General features: G+C 68.7%; 20 protein-coding genes. 4 read left to right on the top strand and 16 right to left on the bottom strand.

The features are described 5' to 3' along the window. Positions 1 to 15 precede the first annotated feature (15 nt). A complete protein-coding gene (locus LRG10_RS02145; RefSeq protein ID WP_201242617.1) occupies positions 16 to 345 on the bottom strand; it encodes a helix-turn-helix transcriptional regulator in 330 nt (109 codons plus the stop codon). A gap of 224 nt (positions 346 to 569) precedes the next feature. Between LRG10_RS02145 and LRG10_RS02140 the strand changes: the two genes are divergently transcribed. After that, entirely contained in the window at positions 570 to 2,552 is a 1,983-nt protein-coding gene (locus LRG10_RS02140; RefSeq protein WP_238634580.1) for a M1 family metallopeptidase, read from the top strand. Here LRG10_RS02140 and tilS read toward each other — a convergent pair. The 3 genes from tilS to LRG10_RS02125 form a co-directional block, all read right to left on the bottom strand. After that, the gene (gene tilS / locus LRG10_RS02135) at positions 2,534 to 3,856 is read right to left on the bottom strand and encodes a tRNA lysidine(34) synthetase TilS (RefSeq protein WP_238634578.1); all 1,323 of its coding nucleotides are present in this window, start codon (positions 3,854 to 3,856) and stop codon (positions 2,534 to 2,536) included. The two genes, LRG10_RS02140 and tilS, sit on opposite strands and share 19 nt — an antisense overlap. A gap of 5 nt (positions 3,857 to 3,861) precedes the next feature. Further along, complete coding sequence (locus tag LRG10_RS02130) at positions 3,862 to 4,818, bottom strand: acetyl-CoA carboxylase carboxyltransferase subunit alpha (RefSeq protein WP_201170552.1); 957 nt, start codon at positions 4,816 to 4,818, stop codon at positions 3,862 to 3,864. 105 nt (positions 4,819 to 4,923) lie between these two features. Beyond that, positions 4,924 to 5,313 (bottom strand): hypothetical protein, encoded by a 390-nt coding sequence (locus LRG10_RS02125; RefSeq protein ID WP_201170554.1) that lies wholly within the window; start codon positions 5,311 to 5,313, stop codon positions 4,924 to 4,926. 112 nt (positions 5,314 to 5,425) lie between these two features. Between LRG10_RS02125 and LRG10_RS02120 the strand changes: the two genes are divergently transcribed. Both LRG10_RS02120 and LRG10_RS02115 read left to right on the top strand, forming a co-directional pair. Then, on the top strand, positions 5,426 to 6,280 hold the full coding sequence (locus LRG10_RS02120) for a fumarylacetoacetate hydrolase family protein (RefSeq protein ID WP_201170556.1): 855 nt from the start codon (positions 5,426 to 5,428) through the stop codon (positions 6,278 to 6,280). Positions 6,281 to 6,290: 10 nt separating this feature from the next. After that, a complete protein-coding gene (locus LRG10_RS02115; RefSeq protein WP_238634572.1) occupies positions 6,291 to 8,387 on the top strand; it encodes a bifunctional diguanylate cyclase/phosphodiesterase in 2,097 nt (698 codons plus the stop codon). A 2-nt stretch (positions 8,388 to 8,389) separates the two neighbouring features. Here LRG10_RS02115 and frdD read toward each other — a convergent pair whose 3' ends face one another. Genes frdD through LRG10_RS02090 form a run of 5 tightly spaced genes read right to left on the bottom strand, consistent with a single transcriptional unit; the run spans position 8,390 to position 13,056 of the window. Then, complete coding sequence (frdD, locus tag LRG10_RS02110; RefSeq protein WP_201242622.1) at positions 8,390 to 8,746, bottom strand: fumarate reductase subunit FrdD; 357 nt, start codon at positions 8,744 to 8,746, stop codon at positions 8,390 to 8,392. Further along, the gene (locus LRG10_RS02105) at positions 8,743 to 9,141 is read right to left on the bottom strand and encodes a fumarate reductase subunit C (RefSeq protein WP_201170565.1); all 399 of its coding nucleotides are present in this window, start codon (positions 9,139 to 9,141) and stop codon (positions 8,743 to 8,745) included. The genes frdD and LRG10_RS02105 overlap by 4 nt, the downstream gene beginning before the upstream one ends. Then, entirely contained in the window at positions 9,138 to 9,902 is a 765-nt protein-coding gene (locus LRG10_RS02100) for a succinate dehydrogenase/fumarate reductase iron-sulfur subunit (RefSeq protein ID WP_201170568.1), read from the bottom strand. The genes LRG10_RS02105 and LRG10_RS02100 overlap by 4 nt, the downstream gene beginning before the upstream one ends. After that, positions 9,899 to 11,671: a fumarate reductase (quinol) flavoprotein subunit gene (gene frdA / locus LRG10_RS02095; protein WP_238634570.1), complete on the bottom strand. Its 1,773-nt coding sequence runs from the start codon at positions 11,669 to 11,671 to the stop codon at positions 9,899 to 9,901. The genes LRG10_RS02100 and frdA overlap by 4 nt, the downstream gene beginning before the upstream one ends. Before the next feature lie 56 nt (positions 11,672 to 11,727). Beyond that, positions 11,728 to 13,056: a transposase gene (locus LRG10_RS02090; RefSeq protein WP_238634568.1), complete on the bottom strand. Its 1,329-nt coding sequence runs from the start codon at positions 13,054 to 13,056 to the stop codon at positions 11,728 to 11,730. A gap of 142 nt (positions 13,057 to 13,198) precedes the next feature. Here LRG10_RS02090 and LRG10_RS02085 point away from each other — a divergent pair, with 142 nt between their 5' ends. Next, positions 13,199 to 13,924, top strand: a complete 726-nt coding sequence (locus LRG10_RS02085; protein ID WP_201170572.1) for an HAD-IA family hydrolase — start codon at positions 13,199 to 13,201, stop codon at positions 13,922 to 13,924. Here LRG10_RS02085 and dnaE read toward each other — a convergent pair. From dnaE to rseP, 7 genes are all read right to left on the bottom strand, one after another. Continuing rightward, positions 13,921 to 17,472 (bottom strand): DNA polymerase III subunit alpha, encoded by a 3,552-nt coding sequence (gene dnaE, locus LRG10_RS02080; protein ID WP_238634565.1) that lies wholly within the window; start codon positions 17,470 to 17,472, stop codon positions 13,921 to 13,923. The genes LRG10_RS02085 and dnaE overlap by 4 nt on opposite strands. A gap of 64 nt (positions 17,473 to 17,536) precedes the next feature. Then, positions 17,537 to 18,121 carry a ribonuclease HII gene (locus LRG10_RS02075; protein WP_238634563.1) on the bottom strand — a complete coding sequence of 195 codons (585 nt, stop codon included), beginning with the start codon at positions 18,119 to 18,121 and terminating at the stop codon, positions 17,537 to 17,539. Further along, positions 18,118 to 19,257 carry a lipid-A-disaccharide synthase gene (gene lpxB / locus LRG10_RS02070; RefSeq protein WP_201170576.1) on the bottom strand — a complete coding sequence of 380 codons (1,140 nt, stop codon included), beginning with the start codon at positions 19,255 to 19,257 and terminating at the stop codon, positions 18,118 to 18,120. Before lpxB ends, LRG10_RS02075 begins: the two co-directional genes overlap by 4 nt. Before the next feature lie 32 nt (positions 19,258 to 19,289). Continuing rightward, entirely contained in the window at positions 19,290 to 20,066 is a 777-nt protein-coding gene (gene lpxA, locus LRG10_RS02065) for an acyl-ACP--UDP-N-acetylglucosamine O-acyltransferase (RefSeq protein ID WP_201170577.1), read from the bottom strand. Then, entirely contained in the window at positions 20,063 to 20,524 is a 462-nt protein-coding gene (gene fabZ / locus LRG10_RS02060) for a 3-hydroxyacyl-ACP dehydratase FabZ (protein WP_201170578.1), read from the bottom strand. Before fabZ ends, lpxA begins: the two co-directional genes overlap by 4 nt. Before the next feature lie 216 nt (positions 20,525 to 20,740). Further along, positions 20,741 to 23,095, bottom strand: coding sequence for an outer membrane protein assembly factor BamA (bamA, locus tag LRG10_RS02055; protein WP_238634561.1), 2,355 nt, complete (start codon positions 23,093 to 23,095; stop codon positions 20,741 to 20,743). Positions 23,096 to 23,165: 70 nt separating this feature from the next. Then, positions 23,166 to 24,533 carry an RIP metalloprotease RseP gene (gene rseP, locus LRG10_RS02050; RefSeq protein WP_238634559.1) on the bottom strand — a complete coding sequence of 456 codons (1,368 nt, stop codon included), beginning with the start codon at positions 24,531 to 24,533 and terminating at the stop codon, positions 23,166 to 23,168. Between the last annotated feature and the right edge of the window lie 2 nt (positions 24,534 to 24,535).

Genomic DNA, 24,535 nt, shown 5'->3' with positions numbered 1-24,535 from the left:
AACGCACCCGGCGGCTCAGGAGTCTCCGCCACGCGGCCCTTCGGAGCCGAAGCAATCGCTCAGGACGTTGATGAGTTGGTCCACGGCGGCCCGCGAGGTGACGTCGAGCCGACGATAGACCGAGATCAGGCGCACCTCCCCCTCATCGAGAGTGAAACGGGACGCCGAATACTCGGCACCACCCGACTCGGCCAGCACCTCACCGGGGTGCATCGGCCCCTCGCCGTACTCCAGCCAGCCGTGGCGCACGCCCAGCGCCCGGGCGAGAAGGGCGATGTGCTCCCGGGTGGGGAAGTTCTGGCCCTCGAGCCAGCCGCGCGCCGCCTGCTTGGATACCCCGACCATACGACCCAGCCGGGCATACTCCCGCGGACCGACTCCACACCGGTGGAGGGCTTGGCGGAGTCGTTCGGCGAACTGGGCCCGCGCGTCTTCAGATCCAGGATTACATGCCATCGTCGCAGGCTAAGGAGGGCGGTCGAAAAAGGCAGTTGCCATCGACAACCGATGCTTGTCGTCGGCAGCCGGCACGGACGACGCGCCCAGCCAGGGTGCGCTATGATGCCCGCATGTGCAGGCTCGCCCGCATCCTCGCCGCCGCCCTGCTCGCCATCCTGCCGGTGGCGGCTGCCAGCTCGTGGCCCGATGACCCACAGGCCGAGATGGATGTCCGCCTGCACCCCGACGATGGCCGGCTCGAGGGGCGCCTGACTCTGCAACTCCCGGACGAGGGACCATTCTCTCTGGCTGTCGGGCCGGGATACCGCATCGACGAGGTGGCGCTCGACGCCGGTAGCGCGGAGAAACTGGGCCAACGGGGGGTCATCCTGCGCCCCGGGGAGGCCACTGAAGCCCGGCTGCGCTGGTCCGGCGAACCCGGCGAGGAAAGCCGGGGTGCCCACCTGCGACCCGAGGGCGCCTGGCTCGCCGCGGAGGCCGGCTGGTACCCCCGCCCGGCGGAACGGCGTACGGGCTACCGGCTGAACGTCACTGTGCCGGAACCTCTCCAGGTGGTGGCCGAGGGAACGCGCGTCGATGAGCGCATTTCAGACGGCCTGCGCCGCGTCGAGTTCCGCCATCCGGCGCCAGCGCGTGGCATCACCCTGTTCGCCGGCGAATGGGAGCAACGCAGCCGATCCGTCCGTCACGGGACCGTCCACACGTTCTTCCCTGAACACCTCGCGGAGCACCACGACCTCTACCTGGAGAAGACCGGGGCCTACCTGGACGAATACAGCGACTGGATCGGCCCGCCACCGCACGAGACCTACTCGGTGGTCGCCGCACCATACCCCGTGGGCCTGGCTTTTGCCGGATTCACCGCCCTCGGCGAGCAGGTCATCCCCCTGCCCTTCATCCCGGAGACCTCGCTGCCCCACGAAGTCGTCCACAACTGGTGGGGCCGCGGTGTCTACACCAACTACGACGAAGGGAACTGGAACGAGGCCCTGACCTACTACATGGGCGATTACCACCAGGCCGCGCAGCGGGATACCGAGCAAGCGCAGCGCCTGCGAGGAGACTGGCTGCGCAGCCAGGCCGCGCTCCCCGATGCGGCTGACTATCCGCTCAGCGAGTTCCGGCACAACCGGGGGACGGTCGACGAGATCATCGGCTACCAGCGCGGCGCCCAACTCTTCCATACCCTGCGCCGAAGCCTCGGCGAAGCGGCTTTCGACCAGGCAGTGCGCCGGTTCTACGCCCGGCACGCCCACCAGGAGGCTAGCTGGTCGGACCTCGAGACCGCCTTCGCGGGAGCTGCGGAGGACGAGGGCGCGGACGCCGAAACCGTCCCGGCGCTGTTCGAGTGGTTCCTTTCGGCCACCCGCGCCCCGGAGCTGGAACTGGATGAACGCACGCTCGAGGTCGCCCACGAGGGGGACGACCGCTTTCGGATCCGGGTAGACATTGCCTGGGATGAGGACGGCTACCCGGTCTCTGTCCCCGTCGTGCTTAAGGGCGAAGACGGCCGTCTGGACGAACGGGACATCCGCCTGCAACCGGGGGAGCGAACCCGGATCGAGTTCACCAGCGAGACCGCTCCCCGCTACCTACAGGCCGACCCGGACCACCACCTGTACCGCCAGCTGGCCCTCGGTGAGGGAGTCTCCATCCTGCGCGACACCCTGCTGGCCGAGTCCGTGACCCTGGTCGCTAGCTGGGACGGCCTGGAAGCAGCCGCCGAGCGGGCGCTGCGCGGCGAGGTCGAGCCCGGCGCCCCGGATCGCGACCGCCCCCTTCTGATCGTCGGCCCCAGGGAAGCGGTCAGCGAACACCTCGAGGCGATCAAGGCCTGCGTCACCGATCGGATCCGGCCGGTGGACCGTTCCCCCGTCGCCTGGGCCAGCACCACCGGGGGCGGACAACCGCTGATCGCCCTCGCCGCCGAGGACGCCGAAGAGGCTCGCGAGGCGCTGCAGCGTCTGGCGCGCTACGGCCGGCACAGCTACGTCGGCTTCGGTAGCGGCCACGATGCCGAGACCGGGCTCTACAACCCCGCCGACCGCCACGGGCTGCGCCTGCCCCTGGCCGATCAGCTGGACGCCGACTGACCCGCGACACGAGGCGGTTGCCACAGCAGTCGCACCCCCGGCATGGCCCGGCACGATGGGGCCACACCGTAGCCCGGCACGGCGATCGGGCGATGACCGGAGAAGACCACCGGAACCCGGCTGCGCTCCCAGGGCGGGACACCCAACCGCTGATACAGGCGCTGCAGCCTGCGCCGGGCATCCGCATCCAGCACTGCGGCACGGAAGACCACCGTCACCCCCTGCGCAAGGAGTTGTCCGTCGATACCCCGCGGGCTCCACCGCGCTGACAACGTGCCCCCGGCCAGGCTCAGCGCCCCCCGGCCAAACCAGGAGCACGGCTCCGGATCGGGATCCGCGCCCAACGACTCGGCGGGCAGCAAGTGGAGCCGCCCCCGGTAGCGGCGGATGCACCCGTCCGGCCAACGCAACTCCGGCTGAGCCCCTTCGCCCGATTCAAGTAGCGCCTGCACGCCGACGGCCAGCCGCCGGCCCGGCGGCGGACGGTGCCCGGAACGAACCAGCCAGTGGCGAAGCACGGCCTGACGCCGATACGGCGCCAGTCGCAGCAGCTCAGCTACCGCCGGGCGCCCGTCGGCGGCACGCGCCGCCGCCAGATCGCTGTCCAGGTAGCCATCCAGCAAGGCCTGATCCGCCTGCAGGGCAGCCACCCCCGCCTGCAGGCGGCCAGCTGCATCCGGCCAGCGCGCCGCCAACGCCGGCAGCACATGCTCGCGCAGATAGACCCGGTCATGGGCAGGATCCCGATTGGCCGGATCCTCGATCCAGTCCGCACCACGGGCCTGCAGGTAGGCCGTCAAAGAGGCACGCGGCACCTCCAGCAGCGGCCGCGCCAACCGACCCCGCCCCAGCGGTCGGGTTGTCGGCATGGCGCACAGCCCGTGCAGCCCCCCCCCGCGCAGTGCCCGGAGCAGGAAGGTCTCGGCTTGATCCTCGGCGTGGTGCGCCAAGACAAGGCACTCGCCGGGGGCCACCAGGGCACTGAAAGCCCGGTAGCGCGCCTCCCGGGCGGCGGCCTCCAGGCCCTGACCGACGGGGGAAGGCACATCCACGCGGCGGCACACGAGTGCCACCCCCAGGCGCTGGCACACGGCCCGGCAATGCTCCGCCCAGCGGGCCGATCCGGCGTGCAGGCCGTGATCGATATGGACTGCACCCAGCGGCGCTGGCAACTCATCGCGACCTTCGGCCAGGGCGTGAAGCAGTGCCGTGGAATCCCGCCCGCCGCTGAAGGCGACCCGGTAGCCCGCGGCCGCGGGGGCCAGGGCCAACAACCGCGCCACCAGCGCCCCGGGGTCGAGCACGCAGGTTACCCCTGGGGCTGACCGATCCCCGCAAGCCGCCGGTGCCGGTCGGCCACGAGCTCATCCGGGCTCATCTGCGCGACCCGCCCCCACTCCTCGCGCAGCACCTCGCGCACGCTCTCGGTCATCGCGTCGTAGTCCCGGTGGGCGCCCCCGAGCGGCTCGGGGATCACGCGATCGACGACCCCCAGGTCGTGCAGCCGCTCGGCCGCCATCTGCATGGCCTCGGCCGCATCCGCGGCCCGCTCGGAACTCTTCCACAGGATCGAGGCGCACCCCTCTGGCGAAATCACCGAATACACCGAGTAGCGCAGCATCAGCAGTCGATTGCCAACGCTGATCGCCAGCGCGCCGCCCGACCCGCCTTCACCGATCACGGTGCAGATCACCGGAACGCGCAGCTGTGCCATCTCGGCCAGATTCCGCGCAATGGCCTCACTCTGTCCGCGCTCTTCGGCGCCGACGCCGGGATAAGCGCCCGGCGTATCGATGAACGTAAAGATCGGCAGACCGAAGCGCTCCGCCATGCGCATCAGCCGAAGCGCCTTGCGATACCCCTCCGGTCGGGGCATGCCGAAATTGCGCCGCACCTTCTCCTTGGTATCCCGCCCCTTCTGCTGCCCGATGACCATCACCGGGCGGCCGTCGAAGCGCGCCAGGCCACCGGCGATGGCGGCATCGTCGGCATAGGCTCGGTCACCGTGAAGCTCCTGGAAATCGGTGAAGATCCGCTCAACGTAGTCGAAGAAGTAGGGGCGCTCGGGATGACGGGCCAGCTGCACGATCTGCCAGGCGCTCAGCGAGGAGAAGATCTTCTCCGTCAGCGAGCGGCTCTTGGCCTCGAGGCGCTGGATCTCCTCGTTAATGTTGACCTCGGAATCCTGGCCGACGTTGCGCAGCTCTTCGATCTTGGCTTCTAGCTCGGCGATCGGCTGCTCGAAATCCAGAAAGTTCTTGGTCATGAGCTCCCCGTTGACCTCTCCGATGGGCGGGCGGATACCACAGGCTAAATGCGTCGTGGGCGTACCTTACCAGAAGCGAAACTCCTGTGGGGACGCCGGCTTGGCCTAACCAAGGCGGCGCCGGTAGACACTGAGCAGCTGCCCCGGCCCGGGTCGCCCTCGGGTGGTGACGATCAGCGTCTCGCGCTCGGCCAGATGGGCACCACACTCGCGCACAAGGGTCTGGTAGACCGCGTGGACCACCCCCGACCCCTCCAGCGCCAGCAGATCGCTTCGCGGGATACGTACCTCGACCCGGCACCCGGCGACGCTGGTCAGCGCCAGCACATACTCCGTCCCCGCCTGCGCGTCCCCTTCCGCTTGGTAGCGCTGGGCGACGCCGTCGGCACCCGCGTCCAACGGGGCGAGCAGCGGATCGGCAAAGGCCGCCGCCATCCGCCGGACCGCTTCCAGCGTCGCCCGTTCCAGGGCATTGTCGCCACTTTCATCGTGCATGCCGCCCCCCGATCCGCATCATCCGACCGATCACCGTCGACGACCGGCCCCAAATGCGGGACAATGCGGGGCCGACAGGCTTGACCGCAACCCCCAAGGCGGAAACGGCAGCATGCGCATCACCACCGTTGTTCACCAGGGCGTCACCCGGGTCGCCATCCACGAACAGGGCGACCGCTGGGCCGTCTCACCCGTCGCGGGTGATCTGGGCGGACACCTGTGCGCCGGCACCTTACCCGAGGCCGGCTACGACTGGCCGCGGGTCACGGCCGAGGCCCTGACGTTCCTGGCTCCGCTGCCGCAGCCACCCCGCAACATCATGTGCCTGGGCCTGAACTACGCCGACCACGCCCGAGAGTCGCAACAGGCCAAGGGTGACGAGCTGGCGCTGCCCGAGGCGCCGGTGGTCTTTACCAAGGCAACGACCACCGTCGCCGGCCCATACGCGGACTTCCTCCTCGACCCAGCCGTCACCCGGGAGTTGGACTGGGAGGTGGAGCTCGGCGTGGTGATCGGCCGGGGTGGCCGGCACATCCCGGAGAGCGAGGCACTACAGCATGTCTTCGGCTATACGGTGATCAACGACCTGTCGGCACGTGACCTGCAATTCCGGCACAAGCAGTTCTTCCTCGGCAAGTCGGTGGACGGCAGCTGCCCGATGGGGCCCTGGATCACCACCGCCGACGCGGTACCCGATCCCCACGGCCTTGCCCTCTCCTGTCAGGTCAACGGCACCACCCAGCAACAGTCGCATACCGGCGAGATGGTCTTCTCCATCCCCGCGGTCATCGCCACGCTCTCGCGGGTCATGACCCTGGTTCCCGGGGATATCATCGCCACCGGCACGCCGGCCGGCGTCGGTTTTGCCCGCACCCCGCCCCGCTTCCTGCAGGCCGGGGACATCGTCACCTGTGAGGTCGAGGGGCTCGGCACCCTGCGCAACCGCATCGTGGCACCGGACCCGTGAGCTAACCCCTGTGAAAGACGACGTGGTTCCCCCAACCACTCCGGCCCCGGCGCTCTCGAGCAGCCTGACGCAGACCCTCTTCCTGCACAGCGAAGACGGGATGCTGATCCTGCGCGATGGGCACTTCATCGCCTGCAACCCGGCGGCTGCCCGCATGCTGGGCTGGGAGGATCCGCAGCAGCTGATCGGCCTGCGCCCGGAGGCCATCTCCTCGCAACTCCAGCCGGACGGATCCTCGGCGGCGGAGCGGGCACAAAACCTGCTCGAGACCGCACTCATCGAGGGCGCCCAACGTTTTGAGTGGGTGCACGTTACCCCGCAGGGCGAACACCTTTGGCTGGAGGTGGTGCTCACCCCGCTGCACCTGGAGGACGAGACCCTCTGCTGCGCCACGCTGCGTGACATCTCTGGGCGCAAGGAGATGGAACGACGCCTGCAGCTGTCGGCCAAGGTCTTCACCGCCACGCGGGACGGGATCCTGATCACCGACGCCGAGAGCCGCATCCTCCAGGTCAACGACGCCTTCGCGCGAATGACCGGCTACACCGAGGACGAGCTCATCGGGCTGACGCCGCGGATCCTGCAGTCGGGCCACCACAACGACGACTTCTACCGGGCCATGTGGGAGTCGATCCAACGGGAAGGTAGCTGGTCCGGCGAACTCTGGGACCGCTCCAAGTACGGCACCCTGCAGCCGAAGTGGGTGACCATCAGCCGTGTCACCGGGGCCTACGGCGAAGTCGTCAACTACATTGCCGTCTTTAGCGACCTGACCGAGCTCAAACGTTCCCAGGAGCGGCTGCAGTTCCAGGCCTACCACGATGCGCTCACCGGCCTCGCCAATCGCCTGCTGTTCAAGGACCGCATGGCCCGCGCCCTGGAGCGCTCGCGACAGTCCGGTGAACAGCTAGCCGTGCTGTTCATCGACCTCGACCACTTCAAGGACGTCAACGACAGCCTCGGTCATACCGCCGGCGATCGCGTCCTCCGCCAGGTGGCTCACCGCCTCCAGGCGCGCCTCGGCGCCGATGACACCCTGGCGCGACTGGGTGGCGACGAGTTCAGCATCTGCCTGGCCGAGATCCGCGACCACCGGGACGCTCTCGCCTGCGCTGAGACCGTCCACCAGGAACTGGAGCGACCGTTCCAGTACAGCCGCCGCTGGTTCCAGTGCCGGTGTAGCATCGGCATCAGCATGTATCCGGACAACGGCGAGACCGTCGAGGCGCTGGTCCGCAACGCCGACTCGGCGCTGCACAAGGCGAAGGCCGAGGGACGCAACACCACGTGCTTCTACGCCGAGGAGCTGACTGAACATGCCCAGCGCCGGCTGGATCTCGCCCAGGAGATGCGTCAGGGCCTGCAGCGCGGTGAACTGGTCCCCTATTTCCAGCACCAGGTCGAGCTGCAGACCGGTCAGATCGTGGGCATCGAAGCCCTGGTCCGCTGGCACCACCCGGACCGGGGGCTACTGGCCCCGGGCGCCTTCATCTCGGTCGCCGAGGAGGTCGGAACCATGGCGGCGCTGGGGGAGGACATCCTCCACCAGGCCTGTCAGCAAGGGCGCACCTGGCTGGACCAGGGACGCGAGTTCGGGCGCATCGCCGTCAACCTGTCCGGGGCCCAGTTCCACAACGGCAACATCGAAAAGACGGTCCTGCGTACGCTGGAGCAGACCGGCCTGCCGGCACGGCACCTGGAGCTGGAGATCACCGAGTCGACCATCATGGATCTCAGCCCCCGCACCCTGGAGCGGCTGGCCGCCCTGCGCCGGGCCGGAGTGTCGCTGAGCATCGACGACTTCGGCACCGGCTACTCGTCCCTGCTCTACCTCAAGCGCCTGCCCATCAACCGGGTCAAGATCGACCGCGGCTTCATCTGGGACATGGAGACCACGCCGGAATCCCGCTCCATCGTGGAGACCATCCTGCAGCTCGCCCATGTCCTCGGGCTTGAGGTGGTGGCCGAGGGGGTCGAGACCCTGCAGCAGCGCGACCAGCTCATCGATGCCGGGTGCCGCGTCGGCCAGGGATTCCTCTGGGCACGGCCGGAGCCCCACCCGCGGCTACGCTGCTGTCGCCCCCAGGCGCCCAACGACCCGCCCTGAGTTCACCACCACAGGGCAACAACCGCGCCCACACCGAGCACCCCCGCGACACCGGCGCCGCCGTAGCAGACCCACCAGGTACCGCGCCCTGCCGGAATCCCGAGATCGCGCAGGGTATGGTAGATGCGGTGAGCGGCGTGGCAGAGCACCAGCCCCAGCGCGAGGGCCACTGGCACCCCCACCACCGGCCGGGCGAACAGCTCGCGGGACGCGTGGTAATCCAGTACCTCGATGCCATGCTCTGCAGCCACGGGCATCACGACGCCGGTCAGCAGGATCAGCGCCGGGGCGAACAGCGCGGCGAGCAGGCCCCCGGCACCGAAGAGCAGCCACAGCGGCGGTTCGTGCGAACGCCTCATCGGACGCCTCCCAGGAGATAGAGCCAAACCCCGCCCGAGAGGGCCACCGAGACCACCCAGGCACCCCGCACGACCGCCCGGTCGGTGGGCCGGCGGCCCCGCCAGCGCAGGACCGGCAGCGTCAGGGGCAGCAACCGGAACCAGGTGACAGCGTGGTAGGCGGCGGCCAACAGAGCGGCCAGGTGGAGGCCGAACAACCAGGGGCTGCCGTGCAGGTCCCGCCACCCTTGGTAGGCGGCTTCCCCAGCAGCAAGGGCCAACAGTCCGGCAAGCAGCCAGAGCGCATAAAGGCCCAGCAGGACGCTGCTGCCTTCGCGCAACAGGTAGCGGCGGTAGGCCGGATGCCGCTCCCACCAACCGCGCATGGTCGGACGGTAGACGCGCGCTCGGCTCATTCCGATCCCTCCTGTCGACGACGACCGGGCCGCAGCCAGTCGAGCAAGTACCGCGCGCTGCTGCCGGGCTTGTTCTGATTGATGGCCCGCGCGGGATCGACCCCCTTGGGGCAGACCTCGGAGCAGTGGCCGACCAGCGTGCAGCCCCAGACCCCCTGTTCGGCATCAACCACCGCGTGCCGCAACTCGCTACCTGCGTCACGGCTGTCCAGGTTGTAGCGCTGGAGTAGCGCCAGGGCCCCGGGGCCGACAAAGTCCGGATGCCAACCGTACTGCGGGCAGGCGGCATAGCAGAGCAGGCAGTTGATGCACTGGGCGTACGCGTAGTAATCCGTCATCTGCTCCGGCGTCTGCCGATAGGTCCCCTCGGCCGCCGTCCGTTCCCCGGCCGGGATCAGGTAGGCGTGCACCGTCTCGAGCTTCTCGAGGAAGTCGCTCTGATCGATGACCAGATCCCGCTGCACGGGGAAGTGGTCCAGTGCCGACACCCACACCGGCCCCGGCGCGTAGTCGCGGAGGAAGACATGGCAGGCCAGCTCGGGTTCGCCGTCGATCATGCAGCCACAGCTACCGCAGATCGCCATGCGACAGGACCAGCGGAAGGTCAGGCTGCCATCGAGGTGATCCTTGATGTACTGCAGCCCCTCGAGCACGGACATATCCGGCGTGTACGGCACGGCATAGCGCTGCCAGCGCGGTTCGGCGTCCTGTTCCGGGTGGAAACGCTGCACCGCCAGAGTGATCCGCTGCGATTCGCTCATGCCTGCGCCTCCCCTTCAGCGCCGTAGGCCCGCCGCCGCGGCGCAGAGCGGGTAACGGTCACCGGCGCATGGTCGATCACGGGGCCCGTCCCGTCACCGGGGTAGGCCAGGGTATGAACCAGATAGCGCTCGTCATCACGCTCGCTATAGGCGTCATCGCGCACGTGGGCGCCGCGGGACTCCTTGCGTGCCCGCGCCGACCAGGCCATCGCCTCAGCCACCTGCAGGCTGGCCCCGAACTCCATCGCAGTCAGCCACTCGGTGTTGTATGTCCGGCTGCGGTCGTCGAGGCGAATGCCGCGTCGCAGGCGCTCGCGCAGCGCCGCCAGCGTCGTGCACGCCTGCTCCAGGCCGGCCTCGTTGCGAAAGATCCCCACCCCCTGTTCCATGGCCCGATTGAGATCCGCGCGCAGCGCAGCGAGCCGCTCGCCCCTGTCGTTGCGCAGCAGTTCAAGCCGCGGCGCCAGGGCCTCGGTAGCGAGCTGCTCCACCACGCGCTGCGGCCGCCGCGGTGCCTCGCGGGCGTACTCGGCGGCGGCCTCTCCTGCCGCCCGGCCGAAGACAAGGAGTTCCGCGAGCGAGTTGGAACCGAGCCGGTTGGCTCCGTGAATCCCGGTGCTGGCGCACTCCCCGGCAGCAAACAGCCCCGACAGGGGGGCGGCACCCCGGACGTCGGTGGGAATCCCCCCCATGGTGTAGTGGACCGCCGGACGGACGGGGATCGGCTCCCGAACCGGATCCACTCCGGCGTAGCGGCGAGCCACCTCGGTGATCATGGGCAGCCGCTCTAGGATGCGGTCCTCGCCCAGGTGGCGTAGATCCAGCTGGACCGCCGTGCCCTGCGGCGTGGGCACGGTCCGGCCCGCCTGGTCCTCGTACCAGAAAGCCTGGGAGAGCCGATCCCGCGGCCCCAGCTCCATGGCTTTCGGACGCGGCCACGGTTCGGTGGGCCCGAGACCGTAGTCCTGCAGATAGCGACGATCATCCCGGTTGGTCAGGACGCCGCCCTCGCCCCGGCACCCTTCCGTGATCAGGATGCCACTGCCGGGCAGCGTGGTGGGGTGCCACTGAACGAACTCCATGTCGCGCAGGGGCACCCCCTGGGCGTGCGCCATGGCCATGCCCTCGCCGGTCACGATGCCGGCGTTGGTGTTCTGCCCGTAGACCCGCCCGGCCCCGCCGGTGGCCAGCACCACCGCCGGTGCGCCGAAGCGCACCGGCTTGCCGCTGGCGATCTCCAAGGCCAGTACGCCACAGACCACCCCGTCGTCGACCAGCAGATCTGAGCAGAAGTATTCGTCGTAGCGCTGAATCCCCGGATAGCGCAGGGAGGTCTGGAACAGCGTATGCAACATGTGGAAGCCGGTCTTGTCGGCGGCGTACCAGCTGCGCTGGGTCGTCATGCCCCCGAAAAACCGGACATGTACCTGGCCGTCCGCCTGTCGGCTCCACGGGCAACCCCACTGTTCGAGACGGACCATCTCGCCAGTGCACTCGGCGACAAAGCGTTCAACCACGTCCTGGTCGCACAGCCAATCCCCCCCGGAGACGGTGTCGTTGAAGTGCCCGTCCAGGCTGTCATCCGCCCGGGCCACACCGGCAGCGCCCCCCTCCGCAGCGACGGTGTGGCTGCGCATGGGTACCACCTTGGAGATCAGCGCGATCCGCAGCCCAGGGTCGCGCTCGGCCGCCGCGATAGCGGCCCGCAACCCGGCCCCCCCGCCACCAACAACAACCAAGTCGCACTCAATGTCTTCGATCGCCTGCAATGCGCCTCCCGGGATCCAGGGCCACGACGGAGGTCCAACCGTCGCGGACGCGGGTGTCACTCCAGATCCAGTGCCGCCATCTGTACCTTGCCGAGCATGGTATCCGCCTGCCGTCGCTCAGCATCGGCCTCCTCAGTGCCCAGCTCCTCGGCCAGTTCCGTGAAGAGTTCGGCGAGCTGCTCAAAGTGAGGCAGGGCCGCCTCGGCGCCCTCGGCGGCGAGCACCGCCATGGCCAGGCGCTCCTGAGCGATCCCGAGAGCCCGGCGCGCCTGCGGTGTGTCCTGCTGCTCGACCAGCGCCCCGCGCACCTCGAGGGCGTGGCGGTAGGTCTCCACCGTCTCGGCCAACCCCTCCACGGCCTCCTGGACCGCACCGCAGCGCTCCAGCGCCAGCGCCCAATCCTGGTAGGCATCCGCGCTCTGCCGCTCGCGGACGATGTCCTCGCGCAGTTCGATCACCTGCCGGTAGTAGGGTAGTGCCACCTCGGCCCCCTCCTCGACCAGCACCCCCTGGCCGTAGCGACCCAGCGCAACGCTCCAGTCCCGAAGCGACTGCGCCGTGGCGTGTTCGGTGGCCAGGGCCTCGGCGAGTTCACACCAAGCCTCATAGCAGGGCAGTGCGGCACTCGCCCCCTCGGCCTCGAAGAGCGCATCGCCCAGGCGCTCCAGGGTGATCCCCCAGTCGCGGCGCGCGGCATCTCCCCCTTCACCGGCGCTGATCGCTGCATCCAGACAGTCGAGTGCCTCCTGGTAGATCGGAATAGCCGCCTCGGGACCCTCGTCGTCGTAGACGGCATCGCCCTGATCGGCGCGTTCCAGGCCGACGGCAAGCAACTCGGCTGGATCGCCCTCCGTCTCGAGGCCGGCGTGCGGCTGCACATCTAGCTCGACCCCCTCCTCCTCGGGCACCCCGCCCTCGGGAGCCGGGTCGACGATCACCTCGCCGTCCGCCGATGGGGCCACCTCGGCCGGCTCTTCCGCCGGCTCGGGTTCGGCCCGCTCGGGCGCCCCCTCCCCAGCCTCCGCAGCCGTGTCCGCGGGGCGCTCCAAGACGCGCTTGCCGGCCAGCCGGTGCGCTTGGCTACTCGCCGGCCTGCTCCGGGGACCGGCCTTCGCCGTCTTCGAGCGCTTCCCGGACCCCGCCGCGGACGCAGCAGCGCCAGGGCTCTTGCCCTGCTGCCTGCCTCCCGGGCCAGCGCTGCGCCGATCTGCAGCCCCGGTGCGCCGCTCGCTGGTCTCCTGCCGGTCCTCCTGGTACCAGCGGCGGATCGTCTTGGCCGCCGGCTCGTAGGTCCGTGCCAACTCTTGCGGGGTGTGCCCCGCCTCGACCAGTTCGACCAGCTTGCGCCGGAACTCCGGCGAATATTTCGGGCGACCCTCAGCCATGCAGTGCTTTCCTCCGGATCATGCGGATACGGCGAGTCCGTCGACGCGGTTACTCCAGCCCGTTTTCCCGGACGGGTCAAGAACCCTAAGATGATAACGCCGGCACCGCCACCGACCCGACACCCCTGGAGAACGGAAACCCATGCAAGCGCTGCTCTTTGACGTCGATGGCACCCTGGCCGACACCGAAGGCGCGGGCCACCTGCCCGCCTTCAACGCCGCCTTCGAGGCATTCGGCCTTCCCCACCGCTGGGATGAAACCACCTATCGACGCCTCCTGAACGCGGTCCCGGGCGGCCGGGAACGACTGCACGACACCCTGACCCGGGAACCGCCCCCGCCCGGGCACGGCGATATCAATACGCTCGCGCGGCGACTGCACGAGGCCAAGAACCGCCTCTACGCCGAGCGCCTCAGCACCGGCTCCATCCCGCCCCGGCCGGGGATCGAGCGAATCCTTGCCGAAGCGCGAGAGCGGCAGGTGCGCCTGGCCGTGGTCACGACCAGCGCCCGCGCCAACGTCGAGGCCCTGTTCAACGGCGTGCTACCCGCCGAGTTGCAACCGGCCTTCGAGGTCTGCATCTGTGGCGACGACGTCAACGCCAAGAAACCCGACCCCGAGGCCTACCTGCAGGCCCTGCGATCACTGCGGCTCGCGGCCGAGGACTGCCTCGCCGTGGAGGATTCGGTTAACGGGCTGCGCGCCGCCCGCGCGGCCGGGATCCCGACGCTGATCACCCGCAACCGCTGGACCCGGGACGACGCATTCCCGGGTGCCGCAGCGGTCATTGATGACCTGGACCACGGACCCGACGGCACCGCCGTGGGGATCGATGACCTGATCGCCATTCACCGCGAGAGCCGCTAGCGGGGGTACTCGACCCCCACACGGTCATCGACCACCGACTCAAGCCGCTTGATCAGGTCATCGCTGGGCGTCACCGTCCAGTTGCGGCCTAGGACGACGCGCCCCCGGCCCCTTGGGTGGCGGTAATCGACATGGACCGGACTCTCCCCGGCGTAGCTGCTGAGGACCTGGCGCAGCTCGGGCACCAGACCGTTAGCGGCACGAGCCGCGGTTACCGGAATCACCAACCGACCAGCTGCCCGCTCGCGGGCCCGGGCGATGTCCAGCACCTCTTCGCCGGTGATCCGGTACCCGCCACTGAAGTCGTCGTAGTCGAGACTGCCGCGCACCACCAGCAGCGCATCCTTCTCCACGGCATGCCGGTATTTGCCGAACGCCTCGGGGAATAGCACCACTTCGATCCGGCCCGTGCGGTCATCCAGGGTCAGGGTGGCCAGGCGGCCGCCAGTGGAGGTGCTGCGCACCCGCAGCGCGACCACCAGCCCAGCCGCGGTAACCGTCCGGCCTCGGCCCCCATTGCCGTCTCCGCCATTGCCGCCGGCGCCACTGGACAGCCGCTGCAGGCGATCCGTAGCCAGATACGGAAGCTCATGCTCGTAACGGTCGATCGGGTGCCCCGTCAGGAATAGACCCAGTGTGGCCTTCTCCGCGGCCAGGCGTTCTTCCTCCGGCCATTCGGGCTGCTCGGCAACCTCTTCGCCCTCGCCACGGGGGGCGATCACCGCCTCTGCAGGGCCACCGAACAGATCGGTCTGCCCGGCGGCCTGGTCGCGCGTCGCCTGCTCGGCAGCCGCCAGCGCCGCCGGGATCTGTGCCATCCCCGTGGCACGGTTGGGGATCAGGCGATCCAGGCTCCCCGAACGACACAGGGCCTCCAGCACGCGACGATTGGCGCGGCCGGTGTCGACCCGGCGGCACAGGTCGAAGATATCCCGGAACGCCCCGTTGGTATCGCGCTCGCTCAGCACCGCATCGAGCGCCGACTCCCCCACCCCCTTGATGGCACCCAGACCGTAGACGATGGTCCGCTCGTCCACCGCCCGGAAGGGCTTGTCACTGCGGTTGACGTCCGGCGGCAGCACCTCCAGCCCCATGGCCCGGGCCTCATCCAGGAAGATCACCACCTTGTCGGTGTTGTCCATGTCCGAGGAGAGCACCGAGGCCATGAACGGCGCCGGGTAGTGACACTTGAGCCAGGCCGTCTGGTAGGAGAGCAGCGCGTAGGCCGCCGAGTGCGACTTGTTGAAGCCGTAGCCGGCGAACTTCTCCATAAGGTCGAAGATGCCGGTGGCATGGTCCTCGGACAGACCCCGGGCCTTGGCCCCTTCCAGGAACTTGGCCCGCTGCTTGGCCATCTCCTCGGGCTTCTTCTTGCCCATGGCGCGGCGCAGCAGATCCGCCTCGCCAAGGCTGTAGCCGGCCAGGACCTGCGCGATGCGCTGCACCTGCTCCTGGTAGAGGATCACCCCGTAAGTAGGCTGGAGGACCGGCACCAGGTCCGGATGGTGCAGCTCGCGGGTTGGGTAACCGGCGACCGCCGAACGGCCATGCTTGCGCTCGACGAAGTCGTCGACCATGCCCGACTGAAGCGGCCCGGGCCGAAACAGCGCCACCAGTGCCACGATATCCTCGAAGCTATCGGGCTGAAGGCGCTTGATCAGCTCCTTCATCCCGCGGGATTCCAGCTGGAAGACCGCGGTGGTGGCACAGCGCTTGAGCAGCTCGAAGGTGGCGCCGTCATCCAGGGCGATGGCATCGATATCCAGCGCCGGGTCTCCCCGCTGCTCGAGGATGCGGTTCACCGCCTGGACGGTCCAGTCGATGATGGTCAGCGTGCGCAGACCCAGGAAGTCGAACTTGACCAGACCCACCGCCTCGACGTCGTCCTTGTCGAAGTGGGTGGCCACCTTCCAAGCCTCGGCGTCGTCGCGCTCCTCCGGGTCGCGGTAGAGCGGCGAGAAATCGGTCAGGTCCGTGGGCGCGATGACGACGCCTCCGGCGTGCTTGCCGACGTTGCGCGCCATCCCCTCCAGGCTGCGCGCGGTGTCGATCAACTCGCGGATGTTTTCGTCGTTGTCGTACTCGGCGCGCAGGTCCTCTTCCTGCTCCAGGGCCCTGTCCAGGGTCATGCCGATCTCGAAAGGGATCAGCTTGGCGATCCGGTCCATGTAGCCGAAGGCGTGACCGTAGACCCGGCCCACGTCGCGCACCACGGCCCGGGCCGCCATGGTGCCGTGGGTGGCGATCTGCGAGACCTTCTCGGCGCCGTAGCGGTCCGAGACGTACTCGATGACCTCGTCGCGGCGTTCCATACAGAAGTCCACGTCGAAGTCGGGCATGGAGACCCGCTCCGGGTTGAGGAAGCGCTCGAAGAGCAGGTCATAGCGCAGGGGGTCGAGGTTGGTGATGCCCAGGGCATAGGCGACCAGCGATCCCGCACCGGAGCCGCGCCCGGGGCCGACCGGGATGTCGTTCTCCCGCGCCCAGCGGATGAAGTCGGCGACGATGAGGAAGTAGCCGGGGAACCCCATCTGCTCGATGACGGCCAGCTCGTGCTCGAGGCGCTGCCGGTAGGTCGCCTCGACCTCGCCGGTATCCTCGTCCTCAGTCAGGCCGCGTTGTTCGAGCCGCTGCGCCAGGCCGCGCTCGGACTCGGCGCGCAGGAACGAGGCCACCGTATGGCCCTCGGGCACCGGAAAGTCCGGGAGATAGTTGGTGTCGAGTTCCAGATCCACGCTGCACCGCTCGGCGATACGCAGGGTGGTCTCGAGCGCCTCGGGCAGATCGGAGAAGCGCTCGGCCATGTCCGCGGCGTCGGCAAAGTACTGCTGCTCCGTGTAGTGGCGTGGCCGGTTGGGGTCGTCCAGGGTACGCCCCTGATGGATGCAGACACGGACCTCATGGGCGTCGTAATCCGCCGGGCGCATGAAGCGCACGTCATTGGTGGCCACCACCGGCACGTCCTCGTCGGCGGCCAGCGCCACCGCGGCATGCAGGTGGCGCTCGTCGCCCGGCCGGCCCAGACGGTGGAGCTCCAGATAGAAGCCGTCCTCGCCGAAGGTCTGCCGGTGCTGCTCGAGGTAGCGCCGCGCGGTGGCCTCATCACCACGCAGCAGGGCCTGACCGATATCCCCCTGGGCCCCGCCGGAGAGGGCCAACAGCCCGCCGGCATCCGCTTGCAACCACTCCCGCCGGATGACCGGGATATCGCCGCAGGCACCCTCGCGATAAGCGCGGCTGAGCAGCCGCGACAGCGCACGGTAGCCGCCGCGATCCCGGCAGAGCAACGTCATCCGGGCGTAGCCGAGTTCCAAGGTATCGTCCGCCAGCCACACGTCGGCTCCGATGATCGGCTTGACTCCGGCGGCTAGCGCGGCCCGGTAGAACTTGACCATGCCGAACAGGTTGGCCTGATCGGTGATGGCCACCGCCGGCATGCCGGCGTCCCGCGCCGCGGACACCGCCTCCTGAATGCGGACGATGCCGTCGACCAGCGAGAACTCGCTGTGCAGACGCAGATGGACGAAGGACGGTGGGGCTTCACTCATGGTCGCGTCAGGATATCAGGGTCGCGGTGGTCAACGGGTCAGCCAAGCGCGTGCGGTGCGCGCCTCAGCCGCCGAGCATCCTGCGCACCGGGGCAAAGCTGCGCCGGTGCGCGGCGCACGGGCCGAGGCGCTCGAGGGCGTGGCGGTGCTCGGCGGTCCCGTAGCCCTTGTGCCGGGCAAAACCGTATCCCGGGTAGGTCTCCTCGAGCACCACCATCTCGGCATCACGTAGCGTCTTGGCCAGGATGGATGCCGCCGAGATGCTCGGCTCCAGGGCATCGCCACCGACCACGGCCCGCGCTGGAGCGGGCAAATCCTCCGGCATCTCGCGCCCGTCCACCAGGATTTCGGCGATCCGCGCGGTGCTGGCCACCGACGCCACCGCACGGGACATGGCCAGGAAGGTGGCACGACGGATGTTCAGTGCATCGATCTCGGCGACCTCTGCCCGCCCGACCCCCCAGGCCACGGCCTCGCTGCGGATCAGCCCAGCGGCCTGCTCGCGGCGCCGCGCCGACAGCCGCTTGGAGTCGGTGACACCGGCGATGGGCTCGCGCAGGATGACCGCGGCGGCCACCACCGGCCCGGCCCACGGCCCACGGCCAGCCTCGTCGACACCCACCTGCCACGCGCCGCCGTCGCCGCTCACCGCAGGATCTCCAGAACGGCCTCTGCCGCCCGGGCATCAGCCCCGCGGGCTAGTGAGGCGTGGAGCTCCCGGAAGCGGCGGACCAGCTGTAGCCGGGCCGGGGCCTCATCGAGCCAGTATGCGGCCGCCTCGGCCAGGACCTGCGGCGTGACGTCGCCCTGGAAGTACTCCGGGACCAGGGGCTCGCCGGCAAGCAGATTCGGCTGCGATACCCAAGGGACATGGATCAACCGGCGGATGATCTGATAGCTCAGCGGCGACAGACGGTACGCCACGACCATCGGACGCTTGGCCAGCATGACCTCCAGGGTTGCCGTGCCCGAGGCGGTCAGGGCCACATCCGCCGCAGTCGCCGCGGTCGCCGTGTCGCCGTCCAGCAGCCGCGTGCGCAGGCGGACCTGGTGCCGATCCACGGCCGCCTCGATCCGCTCGCGCAGCCGCGGTGCGGCCACCGGTATGACAAAGTCCGGCGCATCCGGCCGCTCCGCCAGAAGCGCTGCCGCCCCGAGGAAGGGCTCGAGCAGGCGGTCGATCTCGCTGCCACGGCTACCGGGCAGCAGGGCGACCACCGTGGCGTCCGTATCCAGCCCCAGCCTCCGGCGCGCCGCAACGGTATCCGGCTGCAGCGGGAATCGATCAGCAGCCGGATGACCGACGCAGACCGCGTCGACGCCGCTGTCGGCGTAGAACTGCTCCTCGAAGGGATAGAGGGTCAGCATCCGGTCCACCGAGCGCCGGATGCCCCGCACGCGCCCACGACGCCAGGCCCAGATGGTGGGGCTGACGTAGTGGAGCGTGGGGATCCCGGCCGCACGCAGGCGCCGGGCCAGACCGAGGTTGAAATCGGGCAGATCGACGCCGATGAAGCAATCCGGCGGATCCTCCCGCCAGCGCCGGGCCAGATCAGCGCGCAGGCGAAGAAGCCCCGGCAGATGCCGCACGATCTCGGTCAGCCCCATCAGCGAGAGCCGCTCCATGGGTACCAGCGACTCAAGCCCCTGGGCTGCCATGGCCGGCCCACCAACCCCCTCGAAACGCACACCGGGGCACCGGCCCCGAAGCTCGCTCATCAGGCCGGCGCCGAGGACGTCACCGGAGAGTTCACCGGCGAGAATCGCCACCCTGGGACTGGCCATTGGCGGACCCCCCTGCGCCGGCCGACGGCAGTCTAGCGCAACAGACCGCGCTGGCTGCTGTCGATGAAATCGACCATGCCCTGCACGTCCGCGGAGTGGCCGAGCTGCTGGCACAGCGCCTCGCGCGCATCGTCGAGACGCAGCCCCTGTCGGTAGATCATGCGGTAGGCGCGCTTGATATCCCGGATGCGCTCCCGCGAGAAGCCGTGCCGGCGCAGCCCCACCGAGTTGATCCCGTGCGGCACCGCCATCTGTCCGGAGACTGTGACGAACGGCGGTACATCCCGATTGATCCCGCTGCCGAAACCGCAAAAGGCGTAAGGACCGATGCGGCAGAACTGGTGTATTAGCGCGAAGCCGCCCAAGGTGGCGTGATCACCGACATCCACATGCCCGGCCAGCGACGCGGAGTTGGCGAACAGCAGATGGTCGCCCAGCCGGCAGTCGTGGGCAATATGGCAGTACGCCATCAGCCAGTTGTGATCGCCGATGCGGGTCTCGCCCCGCCCCTGCGCTGTGCCGCGGTGGCAGGTGACGAACTCGCGGATGGTATTGCCGTCGCCGATCACCAGTTCCGTGGGCTCGCCCTGATAGCCCTTGTGCTGCGGGGCCTCCCCCAGGGCGGCAAACTGGTAGATGCGGTTATCCCGGCCGATGCGGGTCGGCCCCTGGATGACCGCGTGCGGGCCAATCCAGGTCCCCTCGTCGATCTCCACATCCGGCCCGATCACGCTGAAAGGCCCCACCTCGACGTCCTCGCCGAGGCGGGCCTTGGGGTCGACCAGGGCGTTCGGATGGACTCGACTCAAACCGTACGCACCGTGCAGCGGATCTCACACTCGGCCGCCAACTCGCCATCGACACTTCCGCGTGCCTGGAAGATCCAAATCCCCCGAGCCACACGACGCACCGAGACATCGTGTCGAAGCTGATCACCGGGCTGAACCGGCCGCTTGAAGCGCGCCTTGTCGATACCCACCAGGTAGAGGACGTCGTTGTCCGTGAGGGTGTCCTGAACACTCTTGAACGCGAGCATGCCACAAGCCTGGGCCAACGACTCGAGGATGAGCACCCCCGGCATTACGGGCTTTTGCGGGAAATGGCCGACGAAGAACGGCTCATTGATGGTGACATTCTTGATGCTGGCCAGATGCTCGTGGGGCTGGAACTCTAGCACCCGGTCGATGAGCAGCATCGGATACCGGTGCGGCAGCAGGTTCATGATGCCTTCGATATCCGTTGCCCCCTGCGCGTCACTCTCGCTCACGCTCACTCCTCCGTCGTCTGATCCGGTTACTCCCGGCGCCGTGCGCCTCGTGCCATCCGCAGGCCGCGGACGACCCCATAAGCGGCAGAGCCTATCACACCCGGCGCTCGGATGAACTCGGCCACCCCCCCGGGAGATCACGGATCGACCGGGCGTCCGGGACGGTCCAGGGGGCTGCCGCCTTCTGCATTCGGCCCTGCCCGCTTCGCGACAGCCCTAGAATTCCGTCCCGAGCGAGAACTGGAAGGTCTCGGTCTCGTCGTCCCGCGACTCATTTAAAGGTTCGGCAAGACTGAATGTCAACGGACCGACCGGGGACATCCAGATCAGAGAGATACCCGCCGCAGCCCGGAGTTCGCCGAGATCCACGCGGTCCAGTCCCTCCGGAATGATCTTCTCAGTGTTGGACCCAAAGTCGTAACGATCCAGTCGCGTATTGAAAACCTGCCCGGCGTCGACGAAAGCGGCCATGCGCACCGACTGCGACTCCGGCGTGGGTGGGAAGATCACCTGCGCCTTGGTCAGCACCCGGGCGTTGCCGCCGATCGGATCACCCCCCTCCTTGCGCGGCCCGAGGTAGTTGCCGCGGTAACCGCGGACGGTCCGCACACCGCCGGCGTAGTAGTTCTCGAAGAACGGCAGGCGGTCGGTATCGCCGTAGCCGTCGCCGTGGGAGACCTGCCCCTCCACTGAGAACGTCGTGCGGTCACCGAGCCAGCGCAGCGGCCAGTAGCGCCGGTTCTCGTAGGTGAGCTTGTAGAACTCCAGGTCATCACCGGGGACGGTCCCCTCCAGCGACAGCCGCTGACGCCCGCCAGCGGTGGGGAAGACGCCGCGATCCCGGGTGTCCCGGTTCCACGACAGCCGCGGCTTGATCATAGTGAAGCGATCGTCGCTCTGATCCTCAAGGAAGTTACGGATCCAGCCCGGCGTATCGGAGCGCTTATCGATGCCGATGCGTTCCAGCCGCAGCCGCGCCGCCAGTCGGTCCACCTCGGTGACCGGCACGCTGTACTCCACCGAGGCGTGCCCTGAGGTCAGGTCGTAGTCGGACAGGTCGGCGCGGCGCGCGCGGGTCTCGCGGTAGCCGGCCGACAACGTCTGGGAGACACCCTCCTGGGTGTGGTAGCGGTCGGTGTACGAGACGTTGTAGATCGTCGAAACGCTGGAGTTGTTCACCGTCATGCTCAGCCGGTCGCCGGTGCCGAGCAGGTTGTCCTGAGAGACGGAGAAGTTGACCAGCAGTCCCTGGACATCGCCGTACCCGACGCCGGCCTGCAGCTGCCCGGTCATGCGCTCCTGGACACTGACATCCACGTCCACCCGATCGTCCTCGCCCGGCACCCGGGGGGTCTCGACGTTGACGAAGTCGAAGAAACCGAGCCGGTTGAGCCGGGTCTGGGAGCGCTCCAGGGCCTCGCTGGACAGTGGCGCCCCCTCAAGCTGGCGAAGTTCGCGCCGGATGACCTCGTCCTGGGTGCGCTGATTGCCGGTGATATTGATCCGCCGCACGTAAACCCGCGCCCCGGGGTCCACCACATAGGTCAGATCGACGACCTGTTCGTCCTCGTCGACCCGCGGGCGCACGTTGACGTTGCTGAAGGCGTACCCCTCCTCCGCCAGTCGCGAACGAATGGCCGAGGAGCCGGCGTTGACGCGGCTGCGCGAATAGAGTTCGCCGGGCTCGGCCGTAATCAGCTCCCGCAGCTCCTCCGGCGGAACCACCAGATGCCCCTGGACGTCGATACTGCCGATCTCGTACTGCTCACCCTCGGCGACATTGACGGCGATATGGACATCGCGCCGGTCGGGGCTGATGGAGACTTGGGTCGAGGTCACGGCGAAGTTCAGGAAGCCACGATCCAGGTAGTACCCGCGCAGGCTCTCCAAGTCGTTGGCGAGCAGATCACGGGCGTAGCGGTGCCGCTGCGACCACGGCGCCCACCAGCGCCGAGCCTGCTGCTCGAACACGCCGCGCAGCTCGCGGTCGGAATAGGCCTCGTTGCCGGTGAAGTGGATCTCGCGGATCTCGGCAACCGGGCCCTCCTCGATGTCGATCCGGATGGCCACCCGGTTGCGCTCCAGCGGCGAGACGGTGCTCTCCACGGAGACATCGTACTTGCCCTGGGCAAAGTACTGCTGGCGCAGTTCCCGCTCGATCTCCGCCAGCTGCGCACGGTTGAAGACCTGCCCTTCGGCCATCCCCGCGCTGCGCAAAGCCTCGCGCAGGTCCTCGGTACGGATCTGCTCGTTGCCCTCGAACTGGAGCCGTGCGATGGACGGCCGCTCCTGCACCCGCACGATCAGGTCATCGCCGTCCCGAGCCAACTCCACGTCGCGGAAGAAGCCGGAGCGGTAGAGTTCACGGATCGCCTCCGCGACCTCGCCGCTGCCCACGCGATCACCGGGCTCGACGGGCAGATAGCTGAAGACCGTGCCTTCGTCAATGCGCTCCAGTCCTTCCACGCGGATCTGCTCGGCGACGAAGGAGTCCGCCCTGGCCGTCGCGACCGTGGCCGCGCCCAGCAGCAGCAGCGCGACAACCGCATTGCGCCCCCAGCGTCGAATCAAAGCGCCCCCTTGTCTACCGTGTGCCGCATCGGGCCGGCTCCTTGTCCGCCTCGTATCGTCGCCGCCGGGCTCAACCACCGAGCAGACGCTCAAAATCGTTGTAGAAGGCCAGTGCCATCAATCCGAGCAGGATGACGATACCCACCTGCTGCCCGATCAACTGCGTCCGTTCCGAGACGGGCTTGCCGCGGATGGCCTCGGTCAGGAAGTAGAGCAGATGGCCACCGTCGAGGATCGGGATGGGCAGCAGGTTGATGATGCCCAGGCTGATGCTGATGACCGCCAGGAAGGTGAGGAACGGCACCACCCCCATGGAGGCGGTATCCCCGGCGAACTGGCCGATGGTCACCGGGCCACCGATATTCTTCAGCGACGCCTCGCCCATGACCATACGCACGAGCATCTTGACGGTCACCACGGTGGTGTCCCAGGTGCGCTCCACGCCGTAGGCGACCCCGGCCACTGGACCGTGGCGAACCTCCCGTTCCATGCGCTCCTGATACCCCTCGGGGATGGCCGGCCCGACACCGAGCATGCCGACCTCGGCTTCGCCGCGCTCCTGCGCGCCCAGAGTGAGCGTAACCTCGCGGACTTGGCCTTCCCGCTCGTAGGTCAGGGTCACTGGCTCGTTGGCGCGTGGCTCGACCCGTTCAACCAGCTCAAGCCAGGAACCGACCGCCTCGCCGTCGATGGCGCGGATCCGATCCCCCTCGCGCAGGTCCGCCTGCGCTGCCGCCCCCCCCTCGGCGAGACGGCCGATGGTCGCCGGCAGATCCGGCGTGTAGGCGCGCAAGCCAATGGTGCCGAGGATATCGGTGGTGTCCTTGAGCCGGGGCTCGGCGCGCAGATTAAGGGAGCGTTCCAACTCGTTGCCGGCCTCATCGCGTACCGTGACCGGGACATCCTCGCGGTTGAACCCGGCATTCATCAGCCCCATAGCCACCCGCTGCCAGGTGGGGGTATCGCGGCTGTCGATGGCCACGATCTCCTCCCCCCGCTCGAAACCGGCCATCTCGGCCGGTGAATCGGTGATGGGCTCGTCGACGATGGGCCGCATTTCGACCATGCCGAGCACCGCCACCAGCCAGTAGGCCACCACCGCGAACAGGAAGTTGGCCGCGGGCCCCGCGGCGACGATGGCCGTGCGCTGTCCCAGGGGGCGATTGTTGAAGGCGCGGTGGCGCTCGGCGGGATCGACCTCGCCCTCGCGCTCATCGAGCATCTGTACGTAACCGCCGAGAGGGATGGCCGACAGGCAGTACTCGATGTGGTCCGGGCCGCGCCCGCGCCAGCTCAGCAGCGGGCGCCCGAAGCCGACCGAGAAGCGGCGCACGCGGACGTTGCACCAGCGCGCGACGAGGTAGTGACCGGCCTCGTGGACCGTCACCAGGATCGCGATGGCGACCAGGAAGGCGATGATGCTCCAGACGATGGTCATAG

The sequence above is a fragment of the Halorhodospira sp. 9628 genome (genome assembly GCF_022228075.1).
In the GTDB taxonomy this organism is placed as follows: Bacteria; Pseudomonadota; Gammaproteobacteria; order Nitrococcales; family Halorhodospiraceae; genus Halorhodospira; species Halorhodospira halophila_A.
The sequence above is the reverse complement of the archived record's forward strand: the minus strand, read 5'-3'. Positions and strand labels throughout refer to the sequence as shown.

Excerpts from the sequence above, each read along its gene's own strand:
- LRG10_RS02130 (WP_201170552.1), bottom strand. The coding sequence starts at position 4,818 with ATGACCAAGAACTTTCTGGATTTCGAGCAGCCGATCGCCGAGCTAGAA.
- LRG10_RS02145 (WP_201242617.1), bottom strand. The coding sequence starts at position 345 with ATGGTCGGGGTATCCAAGCAGGCGGCGCGCGGCTGGCTCGAGGGCCAG.
- frdD (WP_201242622.1), bottom strand. The coding sequence starts at position 8,746 with ATGAGGCGTTCGCACGAACCGCCGCTGTGGCTGCTCTTCGGTGCCGGG.
- lpxB (WP_201170576.1), bottom strand. The coding sequence starts at position 19,257 with ATGGCCAGTCCCAGGGTGGCGATTCTCGCCGGTGAACTCTCCGGTGAC.
- LRG10_RS02120 (WP_201170556.1), top strand. The coding sequence starts at position 5,426 with ATGCGCATCACCACCGTTGTTCACCAGGGCGTCACCCGGGTCGCCATC.
- LRG10_RS02090 (WP_238634568.1), bottom strand. The coding sequence starts at position 13,056 with ATGGCTGAGGGTCGCCCGAAATATTCGCCGGAGTTCCGGCGCAAGCTG.
- LRG10_RS02140 (WP_238634580.1), top strand. The coding sequence starts at position 570 with ATGTGCAGGCTCGCCCGCATCCTCGCCGCCGCCCTGCTCGCCATCCTG.
- LRG10_RS02100 (WP_201170568.1), bottom strand. The coding sequence starts at position 9,902 with ATGAGCGAATCGCAGCGGATCACTCTGGCGGTGCAGCGTTTCCACCCG.
- LRG10_RS02105 (WP_201170565.1), bottom strand. The coding sequence starts at position 9,141 with ATGAGCCGAGCGCGCGTCTACCGTCCGACCATGCGCGGTTGGTGGGAG.
- LRG10_RS02085 (WP_201170572.1), top strand. The coding sequence starts at position 13,199 with ATGCAAGCGCTGCTCTTTGACGTCGATGGCACCCTGGCCGACACCGAA.
- LRG10_RS02125 (WP_201170554.1), bottom strand. The coding sequence starts at position 5,313 with ATGCACGATGAAAGTGGCGACAATGCCCTGGAACGGGCGACGCTGGAA.
- dnaE (WP_238634565.1), bottom strand. The coding sequence starts at position 17,472 with ATGAGTGAAGCCCCACCGTCCTTCGTCCATCTGCGTCTGCACAGCGAG.
- rseP (WP_238634559.1), bottom strand. The coding sequence starts at position 24,533 with ATGACCATCGTCTGGAGCATCATCGCCTTCCTGGTCGCCATCGCGATC.